The following is an 11,297-nucleotide window of genomic DNA, read 5'->3' as shown; positions in this document are numbered from 1 at the left end:
GCGCAACGCACGGCCGACGCGGCGTGCCGCGCGCACGGCGACGCAGCGTCGTGCGGCGCGTCGTCGCACGCGAGCAGTCGCGATCATGGCGCCGCGCCGGCCGTCGGTACCGACGCGCACCGCAAGCACGAACATCACGCCGCGCACGGGCACACGCATGACGAGGCGGGGCACGAGCACAGCCACGCTCATCTGCATGACCACAGCCACGAGCACCAGCACGGCCACGGCCACGACCACGACCACGAGGACAGCTGCTGCGCGCCGGCCGTTTCGACGCTCGCGCCGCTGCCGGCCGCCGAGGCGACCGCAGCCGGCAACGTGCGCTCCGCGTTCCGCATCATGCAGATGGACTGTCCGACCGAGGAAACGCTGATCCGCAAGAAGCTCGGCGGAATGGACGAGGTGTCCGCGCTCGAATTCAACCTGATGCAGCGGATGCTGACGGTCGAACACGTGCCGGGCGCGCAGCCCGCGATCGAGCGCGCGATCCGCACGCTCGGAATGACGCCCGAGGCCGCATCGGCCGGCACGCCGGCCTCGGCGGCGCCCGCCGAAGCGCCCGCGAAACCGTGGTGGCCGCTCGCGCTGGCCGGCGCGGCCGCGATCGCGTCCGAGGCGGCGAGCTGGGCCGGCCTGCCCGCGTGGCTATCTGCGCTGCTCGCGCTCGCGGCGGTGCTGAGCTGCGGGCTCACGACCTACCGCAAGGGCTGGATCGCGCTGCGCAACGGCAACCTGAACATCAACGCGCTGATGAGCATCGCGGTGACGGGCGCGATGGCGATCGGCCAGTGGCCGGAGGCGGCGATGGTGATGGTGCTGTTCACGATCGCCGAACTGATCGAGGCGAAGTCGCTCGACCGCGCGCGCAACGCGATCCAGGGGCTGATGCGGCTCGCGCCGGATACCGCGACCGTGCAGGACGCGGACGGCACGTGGCGCACGATCGATGCCGCGCGCGTCGTGCTCGGCGCGATTGTGCGCGTGAAGCCCGGCGAGCGGATCGGGCTGGACGGCGAAGTGGTGTCCGGACGCTCGACGGTGAACCAGGCGCCGATCACCGGGGAGAGTCTGCCGGTCGAGAAGGCGGCCGGCGACGCGGTGTACGCCGGCACGATCAACGAGTCGGGCTCGTTCGACTATCGCGTCACGGCGCTGGCGTCGAACTCGACGCTCGCGCGCATCATCCACGCGGTCGAGGAAGCGCAGGGCGCGAAGGCGCCGACGCAGCGCTTCGTCGACCGCTTCGCGCGCATCTATACGCCGATCGTGTTCGCGGTCGCGCTGCTCGTCGCCGTCGCGCCGCCGCTCGTCGTCGGCGGGGCATGGCACGACTGGATCTATCGCGCGCTCGTGCTGCTCGTGATCGCCTGTCCGTGCGCGCTCGTGATCTCGACGCCGGTGACGATCGTATCGGGCCTCGCGGCTGCCGCGCGGCGCGGGATCCTGGTCAAGGGCGGCGTCTATCTGGAAGAAGGGCGCAAGCTCGCATGGCTCGCGCTCGACAAGACCGGCACGATCACGCACGGCAAGCCGGTGCAGACCGATGTCGACGCGCACGCGGCCGACGTCGATCTCCCGCGCGCGCGGCACCTCGCCGCGAGCCTCGCCGCACGATCGGACCATCCGGTGTCGCAGGCAATCGCGGCGGCCGCGCGCGACGCGAACGCGCCGGCGTTCGCCGATGTGCAGGATTTCGAAGCGCTGCTCGGTCGCGGCGTGCGGGGCACGATTGACGGCGTGCGCTACTGGCTCGGCAATCATCGGCTCGTCGAGGAGCTCGAGCGCTGCTCGCCGGCGCTCGCAGCGAAGCTCGACGCGCTCGAGCGGCAGGGCAAGAGCGTCGTGATGCTGATCGACGATGCGCGCGTGCTCGCGATCTTCGCTGTAGCCGATACGATCAAGGACACGAGCCGCGCAGCGATTGCCGATCTGCACGCGCTCGGCATCCGCACCGCGATGCTGACGGGCGACAACCCGCATACCGCGCGGGCGATCGCCGCGCAGGCCGGCATCGACGACGCACGCGGCAACCAGTTGCCGGAGGACAAGCTCGCGGCCGTCGACGAGCTCGCGCGCGGCGGCGCGGGGGCGGTCGGGATGGTCGGCGACGGGATCAACGACGCGCCGGCGCTCGCACGCGCCGATATCGGCTTCGCGATGGGCGCGATGGGCACCGACACCGCGATCGAGACGGCCGACGTCGCGCTGATGGACGACGACCTGCGCAAGATTCCCGCGTTCGTCCGGTTGTCGCGCGCGACGCACCGCGTGCTCGTGCAGAACATCGGCTTCGCGCTCGGCGTGAAGCTCGTGTTTCTCGGGCTGACGGTCGCGGGGCTCGGCACGATGTGGATGGCCGTGTTCGCCGATGCGGGCGCGAGCCTGATCGTCGTCGGCAACGGGCTGCGGCTGTTGTCGAACGCACGCGCGTTCGGCGGCGCGCCGGCCGCACGCTGAGCGCGGCGGCGACGATGGACTGGCTCAAACGACTGCTGCGCGGGCACGGTGACGGCCATCGCGCTACCCACGCCGATGGTGGCCATCACGGCCGCGATCGGCGCGGCGGGCACGGCGGCCATGACGGCCATGGCGCTCCGGGCGAACATCACGGCTGGGGCCGCGCGCCCGCGCATCGCGCGGATACGCACGCGCCGCCGCGCGACGTCATCTGCGCGACGTGCGGCGCGCCCAATGCGGCCGGCGCGCGCTACTGCATCCGCTGCGGCAGCGTGCAGCGCGGTCGCGCCTGCGTGCGCTGCCAGGCCATGCTGCCGGCCGATGCGCGCTTTTGCCCCGCATGCGGTACGCGCGCGCATGCGGGCTGACGCCGAGGCGCCGGCCCGGCCGCCTCAACGCACCGGCACGTGAATCTCCGTCAGCAGATCCGCCGGCGCCGTATCGAGCGGCGTATTCAGATACAGCTCGAACGGCGGCGCGGCGGCCGGCGTGCGACCCGCTTGCTGCAGCCCCTCGCCGTATAGCCATTGGTACGCCGCCTTCAGCTCCGCATACGGCCCCGTATGCAGCAGCACGGCATAATCGCCGCCCGCGATCGTCACGCGCTCCACGGGCGCATCGGGTTCGACGGCCGGCGCGTCGTCGGGCGGCACGATGCACGCATGCGCGCGCAGCTGCGCCTCCGGAACCGTATCGGGATCGTCGTAGTAGATCCCGGCCATCTTCGCGCCGCGGCCGATGAGCCCCCGACGTGCGGCCCACGCGCCGATCTGCGCGAACGCGTCGCCGACCTTCATGTACGCGCCGACATGCGCGACTGCATAAGCGTGCTGCGCCGGCAGCCGACGGATTTCGACTTCGTGCTTGAACATCCGCTGTACTCCTTTTCATCGCGACGCGCCCCGCGCGCTCGTCTGTACGCCTGTATCCGCGCGCCACGGTAGCACGACGCACCATCGCCGCGCGCATGCCGACGCGTAGTCGCCGCCGATATTCCGCCCCTTTTTATATTTCGGCGAAAAGGGTCACGTCCCCACCGATCTATGATTAAAGTTAAAGACGGTGAAATCGGGTGAAGCCGTCATTTTTCTCGAGTAAGTTGCTTGAGCGGGAAAGCGCATCTTGTCGGAGTCCGCAGGGAGTGTGTCGAAGTCCAATCACAACGCACGTTTTCGGGAGAACAAGAAATGGATGCTTCCAGCTTCATTACGTCGCTGCAGACCACGTTAGGCGGATATCTGCCGAAGATCGCCGGTGCGATCGGCATTCTGGTGATCGGCTGGCTGATCGCGGTGATCGTGCGGGCCGGCGCGCTGCGCCTGCTCGGTGCGCTGAAGGTCGATCAGCGAATCACCGAAAGCACCGGGCAGGGCGCCTGCGTCGAGCGCATCGTCGCCGGCGGGCTGTTCTGGCTCGTGCTGCTCGTCACCGCGGTGGGCATCTTCAACGTGCTCAATCTGTACGCGGTGTCCAACCCGTTCTCGCTGCTCGTCACGCACATCGTCGACTATCTGCCGAACCTGATCGGCGGCGCGGCGCTCACGCTCGTCGCGTGGCTCATCGCGTCGCTGCTGCGTAGCGTCGCGAATCGCGCGCTGAAGACGAGCAAGGTCGACGACAAGCTGTCCGGCAGCGCCGGCATGCAGCCGATGAGCGGCTATCTCGGCGACGTGCTGTTCTGGCTCGTGATCCTGATGTTCCTGCCGGCGATCCTGTCGGCGTTCGCGCTGTCGGGGCTGCTGTCGCCGGTCCAGGGGATGATCGACCGGCTGCTCGCGATCGTGCCGAACCTGTTCGCGGCCGCGGTGATCGGCGTGGTCGGCTGGATCGTCGCGCGCGTGCTGCGCGGCCTCGTGACGAACCTGCTCGTCGCGGCCGGCGCCGACCGTCTCACGCAGCGCCTCGACAGCCCGACGCCCGTACGCGTGTCGAGCCTCGTCGGCACGATCGTCTATGTATTCGTGTTCGTGCCGACGCTGATCTCGGCGCTCGACGCGCTGAAGATCGACGCGATCTCGGTGCCCGCGACGAACATGCTGAACGAGTTCCTGAGCGCCGTGCCGGACATCGTCGCGGCGATCGTGATCGTGCTCGTCACGTTCTATTTCGCGCGCTTCGTCGCGGCGCTCGCGCAGCGGCTGCTCGAGGCGGCCGGCGCGGACGGGCTGCCGGCCGTGCTCGGCGTCGAGCGCGTGTTCAGCGGCATGCTGCAGCCGTCGGTGCTGGTCGCGCGGCTGATCGTGTTCTTCGCGATGCTGTTCGCCGCGGTCGAAGCGGCGAACCGGCTCGGCTTCACGCAGGTGCGCGACGTCGTCACGCTGTTCATCGAATTCGGCGGCCACGTGCTGACGGGCGGCGTGATCCTCGTGATCGGCGTGTGGCTCGCGGGCCTCGCGCGCCGCGTGATCGAGCAGGCCGACCGCGAGCACAGCGTGCTGTTCGCGCGCATCGCGCAGTTCGCGATTCTCGGCCTCGTGTTCGCGATGGGGCTGCGCGCGATGGGGATCGCGAACGAGATCGTGCAGCTCGCGTTCGGCCTCGTGCTCGGCGCCATCGCGGTGGCGGTCGCGCTGTCGTTCGGCCTCGGCGGCCGCGAGGCGGCCGGCAAGCTGCTCGATCGCTGGTTCAACCAGCGCGGCGGCGGTCAGTAAGCACGTCGGTCGCGCGCGGCCGCGCGGTCGGTCGGGCGACCAGTCGGGCGGTGCGGCCGGCGTTTCCGTCAGCGAAACGTCGGCTGCCGTCTTTGCCGAATTTCGATAACACGTCGAATAATGACTCTCTAGCATCGATTCTCAGTCGCGCGGGCCGCACGCCTCGCGCTTTTGAGGAGAGTCCGATGAAAGCAGAGTCGAAAGGCCAGCCCGCGCTGCAGCAGACGCTCGGCACCTGGCAACTGTGGGGCATCGCGGTCGGCCTCGTGATCTCCGGCGAATACTTCGGCTGGAGCTACGGCTGGGCCAGCGCCGGCACGCTGGGTTTCGTGATCACCGCGCTGTTCGTCGCGGCGATGTATACGACCTTCATCTTCAGCTTCACCGAACTGACGACGTCGATTCCGCATGCGGGCGGCCCGTTCGCGTACGCGCGCCGCGCGTTCGGCCCGACCGGCGGCTATCTGGCCGGCGCCGCGACGCTCGTCGAGTTCGTGTTCGCGCCGCCCGCGATCGCGCTCGCGATCGGCGCGTATCTGCACGTGCAGTTTCCGGGGCTCGAACCGAAACACGCGGCGATGGGCGCCTATCTCGTGTTCATGGCGCTGAACATCGTCGGCGTACAGATCGCCGCGACGTTCGAACTGGTCGTCACGCTGCTCGCGATCTTCGAATTGCTCGTGTTCATGGGCGTCGTGTCGCCGGGCTTCGCGTGGAGCAATTTCACGAAGGGCGGCTGGGCCGGCGCCGACCATTTCAGCGTCGGCGCATTCCACGGGATGTTCGCGGCGATCCCGTTCGCGATCTGGTTCTTTCTCGCGATCGAAGGCGTCGCGATGGCGGCCGAGGAAGCGAAGAATCCGAAGCGCTCGATTCCGGTCGCGTACGTCGCGGGCATCCTCACGCTCGTCGCGCTCGCGATCGGCGTGATGGTGTTCGCGGGCGGCGCGGGCGACTGGACCAAGCTCGCGAACATCAACGACCCGCTGCCGCAGGCGATGAAGTACATCGTCGGCGCGAACAGCGGCTGGATGCACATGCTCGTCTGGCTTGGGCTGTTCGGGCTCGTCGCATCGTTCCACGGAATCATCCTTGGCTATTCGCGCCAGATCTTCGCGCTCGCTCGCGAGGGCTACCTGCCGGAATGGCTCGCGAAGGTGCACCCGCGCTTCCGGACGCCGTATCGCGCGATCCTCGCCGGCGGCGTGGTCGGCATCGCGGCGATCTACAGCGACGAGCTGATCCAGTTCGGCGGCCAGACGCTGACCGCGAATATCGTGACGATGTCGGTGTTCGGTGCGATCGTGATGTATATCGTCAGCATGGCCGCGCTGTTCAAGCTGCGCCGTTCGCAGCCGAACCTCGCGCGGCCGTTCCGTGCGCCGCTGTATCCGCTGTTCCCGGCGTTCGCGATCGTCGCGGCGCTCGTCTGTCTCGGTACGATGGTGTACTTCAACGGCCTCGTCGCGCTGGTGTTCGTCGTGTTCCTCGCGCTCGGCTACGCGTACTTCCTCGCGACGCGCGCGCAGCGCGCCGCGAACGCACCGGCCGACGCACTGCTGGAGGATTGAGCATGACGAAGCCGAACGGCCGTTTCTGACGGCATCGGCGCGCCCGGCCACAGCGGGCGCGCCGCCGGTTTTTGCAAGGAGACACGCACGATGTCCTATACGGAGACGATCGGTTCGCGCACCTACCGCTTCGCGGACCTGAAGACGCTGCTCGCCAAGGCAAGCCCGCTGCGTTCCGGCGATCAGCTCGCGGGCGTCGCGGCGGCGAGCGAGGAGGAGCGCGTCGCCGCGAAGATCGCGCTTGCCGGCGTGCCGCTGCGCGCGTTTCTCAACGAAGCCGTGATTCCGTACGAGGCCGACGAAGTCACTCGGCTGATCGTCGACGATCACGACGCGGGCGCGTTCGCGGAGATCGCGCACCTGACGGTCGGCGATTTCCGCAACTGGCTACTCTCGCCCGCCGCCGACGGCGCCGCACTCGAGCGGATCGCGCCGGGCCTCACGCCCGAGATGGTCGCGGCGGTGTCGAAGCTGATGCGCAACCAGGATCTGATCGCGGCCGCGCGCAAGCGCCGCGTCGTCACGCGCTTTCGCAACACGGTCGGGCTGCCGGGCCGCATGTCGGTGCGGCTGCAGCCGAATCATCCGACCGACGACGTGAAGGGGATCGCCGCGTCGATGCTCGACGGGCTGATGTACGGCTGCGGCGACGCGATGATCGGCATCAATCCGGCGACCGACAGCCTCGCGGCGATCGTGAAGCTGCTCGCGATGATCGACGGGTTTCGCGAGCGCTACCGCGTGCCGACGCAATCGTGCGTGCTCACGCACGTGACGAACACGATCGCGGCGATCGAGAAGGGCGCTCCGGTCGATCTCGTGTTCCAGTCGATCGCGGGCACCGAACAGGCCAATGCGAGCTTCGGGATCTCGCTCGCGCTGCTTGCCGAGGCGCGCGAAGCGGCGTTGTCGCTCAAGCGCGGCACGGTCGGCGACAACCTGATGTATTTCGAGACCGGGCAGGGCAGCGCGCTGTCGGCGAACGCCCATCACGGCGTCGACCAGCAGACCTGCGAAGTGCGCGCGTACGCGGTCGCGCGCAAGTTCGAGCCGTTCCTCGTCAACACCGTCGTCGGGTTCATCGGGCCCGAATACCTGTACGACGGCAAGCAGATCATCCGCGCGGGGCTCGAGGACCACTTCTGCGGCAAGCTGCTCGGCGTGCCGATGGGCTGCGACATCTGCTATACGAACCACGCCGAAGCCGATCAGGACGACATGGACAACCTGCTGACGCTGCTCGGCGCGGCCGGCATCAACTTCATCATGGGGATTCCCGGCGCGGACGACGTGATGCTCAACTATCAGAGCACGTCGTTTCACGATCAGCTGTACGTGCGCGAGGTGCTGGGCTTGCGCCGCGCGCCCGAATTCGAGGAGTGGCTGGAGACGATGGAGATCGCCGATGCGCACGGCGTGCTGCGCACGGCGACGTCGCGCGCGCCGCTGCTCGCGGGCGCGAACGACTGGATGGGGCTGTCCGCATGAGCGATGCCGTCGAAAAGAATCCGTGGAGCGAGCTGAAGTCGTTCACGAATGCGCGGATCGCGCTCGGTCGTGCGGGCAGCAGCCTGCCGACCGCGCCGCTGCTCGCGTTCAACCTGTCGCATGCGCAGGCGCGCGACGCCGTGCATCAGCCGCTCGACGCCGATGCACTGCGGCGCGAGCTCGATGCCGCCGGTTTCGCGACGCTCGGCGTACAAAGCGCGGCACCCGATCGTCAGCATTACCTGCGCCGGCCCGATCTCGGCCGCAAGCTGTCCGACGACGGCCGCGCGCTGCTCGCCGGCTACGGCGCCGCGCTCGACGATGCGCCCGATATCGTGTTCGTCGTCGGCGACGGGCTGTCGGCGTTTGCGGCCGCGAAGCAGGCGGTGCCGCTGCTGCGCGCGGTGCGCCCGCGGCTCGAGGCGGACGGCTGGCAGATCGGGCCCGTGATCGTCGCGACGCAGGCGCGCGTCGCGCTCGGCGACGAAATCGGCGAGCTGCTGCGCGCGAAACTGGTCGCGGTGCTGATCGGCGAGCGGCCGGGCCTTAGTTCGCCGGACAGTCTCGGCGTGTATCTGACGTGGGCGCCGCAGGTCGGCTGCCACGACGCGCAGCGCAACTGCATCTCCAACGTGCGGCCCGAAGGGCTGTCGTACGACGCGGCCGCGCACAAGCTGCACTACCTCGTCACGCACGCGCGCCGGCTCGGGCTGACGGGCGTCGGGCTCAAGGACGACAGCGACGCGCTGCTGCCTGCCGCGCAGCCGGCGCGCATCGGTGCGGCCTGCGATCCGGCTACTTGAACAGCCGTTCGCACAGAAAGTCGACGAACACGCGCAGCTTCGGCGACAGCTGCCGGCTCGACGGCCACACGATCGAGAACTGGCCCGGCGCGATCCGGTAGTCGTCGAGCACGGTGACGAGTGCGCCGCGCTCGAGCGCGCCGCGCGCGAGGAAGTCCGGCATGTAGCCGATGCCGAGCCCCGCGAGCACCGCGCCGCGCAGCGCTTCCATGTTGTTGCACGTCATTGCGGTGCGCAGCTTCAGCGGCGTGCCGTCGTCCGCGGCGAGCGCCCAATCCTGCAGCTTGCCCGTGGTCGGGAAGCAGTAGCGCACGCAGTCGTGCGCTTCGAGGTCGCACGGCGCGCGCGGCGTGCCGGCCCGCGCGAGATACGCGGGCGTCGCGCACAGCACGAACGCGAACGGGCCGAGCCGCCGCGACATCAGGCTCGAATCGGATAGCGGCCCGCTACGGATCACCGCATCGAACCCGCCTTCGACGACGTCGACCATCCGGTCGTTGAAATCCAGATCGAGCTCGACGTCCGGATAGCGCTGCCTGAATTCCGGCAGCACCGGTAGCAGGAACCGATAGCCGATCACCGGCAGGCTCACGCGCAGCTTGCCGCGCGGGCGCTGCGCGGATGCCGTCACGGTCGCCTCCGCGTCGCGAAGATCCTCGAGGATGCGCTGACAGCGCTCGTAGAAATGCCGCCCTTCGTCGGTCAGCGTGATGCGGCGCGTGGTGCGGTTGAACAGCCGTACGCCGAGCGACTGCTCGAGCCGCGCGATCGTCTTGCCGACCGCCGACGCCGAGATGCCGAGCGTACGGCCGGCCGCGACGAAGCTCAGTGCGTCGGCGGCGCGCACGAAGGCGACGATGCCGTTCAGGTTGTCCATCGACGAAGCACGCTCCAGTGAAGACAGATTGCGGAATTCTAGTCCGTTATATGCGGAGCTTCGCGTGGTTTTTTGCGGATTGGATCGGATTTATCTTGTGTCGCGTTGCGGCGCCGATGCGCCGGCTTTTCGAGGAGCGATGATGGATCAACCGTTTTCCGCGGTATCGCCGCGTCGGCGCGCGCTCGTGCTGTTCGCCGTCTGCGCGGCCGCCGTCGCGCTGCCGCTGTCGTTTTCCGGCGGCGCCGTCGCGACGCCGGCGATCGGCCGCGACCTGCACGGCAGCGCGGTCGCGATGAACTGGATCACGAACGCGTTCATGCTCGCGTTCGGCAGTTTCCTGATGGCGGCCGGCGCGCTGGCCGACCAGTTCGGCCGCAAGCGCGTGTTCGCGGCCGGCGTCGGCGGCTTCACGCTGATGTCGGTCGCGCTCGCGTTCGCGCCGTCGATGCTCGCCGTCGACCTGCTGCGCGCGGCGCAAGGGCTCGCGGCGGCGGCCGCGCTGGCCGGCGGCACGGCCGCGCTCGCGCAGACGTTCGACGGCGCCGAACGCACGCGCGCGTTCAGCCTGCTCGGCACGACCTTCGGGATCGGGCTCGCGTTCGGGCCGGTGATGGCCGGCTGGCTGATCGAGCACTACGGCTGGCGCGCGATCTTCGTGACGGGCGCGCTGGCCGGCGCGCTGTCGCTCGCGTTCGGGCTGCCGCGCATGCAGGAGTCGCGCGACCCGCACGCGACGGGTCTCGACTGGCCGGGCACGGTCGCATTCACGGCCGCGCTGACGCTATTCACGTTCGGCGTGATCGAGGCACCCGCGCGCGGCTGGACGGCGCCGCTCGTCGTCGCGCTGCTCGCCGGTGCGACGCTGGGCGCGGCGGCGTTCGTCGCGATCGAGACGCGCGTCGCGCGGCCGATGCTCGATCTGTCGCTGTTCCGGATTCCGCGTTTCGTCGGCGTGCAGGTGCTGCCGATCTCGACGTGCTGCTGCTACATCGTGCTGCTCGTCGTGCTGCCGCTGCGCTTCATCGGGATCGACGGCTTCAGCGAGATCGACGCGGGCTGGCTGATGCTCGCGATCTCCGCGCCGATGCTCGTCGTGCCGATCGCGGCCGCGACGCTCACGCGCTGGTGGCCGGCCGGCATCGTCTCGGGGCTCGGGCTGCTCGTCGCGGCCGCCGGCCTCGTGTGGCTCGACGTTGCGCTGCGCGGCGGTGCGGGGCCCGCCGCGATCGCGCCGATGGTCGCGATCGGCATCGGGGCCGGGATGCCGTGGGGGCTGATGGACGGGCTCTCGGTGAGCGTCGTGCCGAAGGAGCGCGCGGGGATGGCGACCGGCATTTTCAGCACGACGCGCGTGGCCGGCGAGGGCATCGCGCTCGCGATCGTCGGCGCATTGCTCGCGGCGCTCGCGCATGCCGGGCTGCAACGCGCGGCGCCCGGCGCGCCG

At 69.5% G+C, this 11,297-nt stretch carries 9 protein-coding genes; 7 read left to right on the top strand and 2 right to left on the bottom strand.

The features are described from left to right. Positions 1-2,460, top strand: a 2,460-nt coding sequence (locus HMPREF3115_RS05695) for a heavy metal translocating P-type ATPase (protein ID WP_256276036.1), incomplete at its 5' end; no start/stop codon positions are given. Positions 2,461-2,474: 14 nt separating this feature from the next. After that, positions 2,475-2,828, top strand: a complete 354-nt coding sequence (locus HMPREF3115_RS05690) for a zinc ribbon domain-containing protein (protein ID WP_070553671.1) — start codon at positions 2,475-2,477, stop codon at positions 2,826-2,828. A 24-nt stretch (positions 2,829-2,852) separates the two neighbouring features. Here the strand turns inward: HMPREF3115_RS05690 and HMPREF3115_RS05685 are convergent, their stop codons facing one another. After that, positions 2,853-3,332, bottom strand: a complete 480-nt coding sequence (locus HMPREF3115_RS05685; protein ID WP_083302151.1) for an AraC family transcriptional regulator — start codon at positions 3,330-3,332, stop codon at positions 2,853-2,855. A gap of 315 nt (positions 3,333-3,647) precedes the next feature. On the opposite strand from HMPREF3115_RS05685, the gene HMPREF3115_RS05680 reads away from it, so the two are divergent. From HMPREF3115_RS05680 to eutC, 4 genes are all read left to right on the top strand, one after another. After that, positions 3,648-5,111, top strand: a complete 1,464-nt coding sequence (locus HMPREF3115_RS05680) for a mechanosensitive ion channel (protein ID WP_070553670.1) — start codon at positions 3,648-3,650, stop codon at positions 5,109-5,111. Positions 5,112-5,296: 185 nt separating this feature from the next. After that, complete coding sequence (gene eat, locus HMPREF3115_RS05675; protein ID WP_006401441.1) at positions 5,297-6,682, top strand: ethanolamine permease; 1,386 nt, start codon at positions 5,297-5,299, stop codon at positions 6,680-6,682. A 90-nt stretch (positions 6,683-6,772) separates the two neighbouring features. After that, the gene (locus tag HMPREF3115_RS05670) at positions 6,773-8,170 is read left to right on the top strand and encodes an ethanolamine ammonia-lyase subunit EutB (protein ID WP_006409320.1); all 1,398 of its coding nucleotides are present in this window, start codon (positions 6,773-6,775) and stop codon (positions 8,168-8,170) included. After that, positions 8,167-8,973: an ethanolamine ammonia-lyase subunit EutC gene (gene eutC, locus HMPREF3115_RS05665; RefSeq protein WP_053296679.1), complete on the top strand. Its 807-nt coding sequence runs from the start codon at positions 8,167-8,169 to the stop codon at positions 8,971-8,973. The genes HMPREF3115_RS05670 and eutC overlap by 4 nt, the downstream gene beginning before the upstream one ends. On the opposite strand, the gene HMPREF3115_RS05660 is transcribed toward eutC, so the two are convergent. Further along, a complete protein-coding gene (locus tag HMPREF3115_RS05660) occupies positions 8,966-9,850 on the bottom strand; it encodes a LysR family transcriptional regulator (RefSeq protein ID WP_059938145.1) in 885 nt (294 codons plus the stop codon). The two genes, eutC and HMPREF3115_RS05660, sit on opposite strands and share 8 nt — an antisense overlap. Positions 9,851-9,992: 142 nt before the next feature. On the opposite strand from HMPREF3115_RS05660, the gene HMPREF3115_RS05655 reads away from it, so the two are divergent. Beyond that, the coding region (locus HMPREF3115_RS05655) for an MFS transporter (RefSeq protein WP_070553668.1) at positions 9,993-11,297 on the top strand (1,305 nt) is incomplete at its 3' end.

The organism is Burkholderia sp. HMSC10F09 (genome assembly GCF_001806955.1).
Classification (GTDB): domain Bacteria; phylum Pseudomonadota; class Gammaproteobacteria; order Burkholderiales; family Burkholderiaceae; genus Burkholderia; species Burkholderia multivorans.
This window is presented reverse-complemented; position numbering and strand designations above follow the sequence as displayed.

Bases quoted from the DNA above. Each gene is read 5' to 3' on its own strand.
- HMPREF3115_RS05690 (WP_070553671.1), top strand. From the start codon at position 2,475: ATGGACTGGCTCAAACGACTGCTGCGCGGGCACGGTGACGGCCATCGC.
- HMPREF3115_RS05685 (WP_083302151.1), bottom strand. From the start codon at position 3,332: ATGTTCAAGCACGAAGTCGAAATCCGTCGGCTGCCGGCGCAGCACGCT.
- HMPREF3115_RS05680 (WP_070553670.1), top strand. From the start codon at position 3,648: ATGGATGCTTCCAGCTTCATTACGTCGCTGCAGACCACGTTAGGCGGA.
- HMPREF3115_RS05660 (WP_059938145.1), bottom strand. From the start codon at position 9,850: ATGGACAACCTGAACGGCATCGTCGCCTTCGTGCGCGCCGCCGACGCA.
- eutC (WP_053296679.1), top strand. From the start codon at position 8,167: ATGAGCGATGCCGTCGAAAAGAATCCGTGGAGCGAGCTGAAGTCGTTC.
- eat (WP_006401441.1), top strand. From the start codon at position 5,297: ATGAAAGCAGAGTCGAAAGGCCAGCCCGCGCTGCAGCAGACGCTCGGC.
- HMPREF3115_RS05670 (WP_006409320.1), top strand. From the start codon at position 6,773: ATGTCCTATACGGAGACGATCGGTTCGCGCACCTACCGCTTCGCGGAC.